General features: G+C 56.7%; 1 protein-coding gene. It reads right to left on the minus strand.

Annotated features, from left to right (window positions below):
- On the minus strand, positions 1–220 hold a 220-nt coding region (locus KQX66_RS39125), incomplete at its 3' end, for an alpha/beta fold hydrolase (RefSeq protein ID WP_498047242.1).
- Positions 221–335 lie beyond the last annotated feature (115 nt).

Consider the following 335-nt stretch of genomic DNA (forward strand, 5'->3'; position numbering starts at 1 on the left):
GCAGATCCTGCGCCATGGCGGGGTAGTTCATGTCGTCGGCGCGCGGGGAGAGGCCGTGGTTGCGCAGATCGACCTTGATCACACTGTGCTGTTTATGCAGATCGCGCGCCAGCACGCCCAGGTTGTCCAGATTGCCGAACAGCCCGTGGATCAGCAGCACCGGCAGCGCGTCTGACTCGGCGGCCAGCAGTTGATAATGTAATTTCATGGCGAAGTTCATACTGAGAGAGATTCAGATTAGGGTATCATGATTGAATCGCACGATGAATCATGCGGAATTTTCGCGGCGCGGGCTTGGCAGTGCCGGCTATAGGTATTAGTCTGCATTTGCCGTC

Source organism: Paenibacillus oleatilyticus, from assembly GCF_018998565.1.
Classification (GTDB): domain Bacteria; phylum Bacillota; class Bacilli; order Paenibacillales; family NBRC-103111; genus Paenibacillus_G; species Paenibacillus_G oleatilyticus.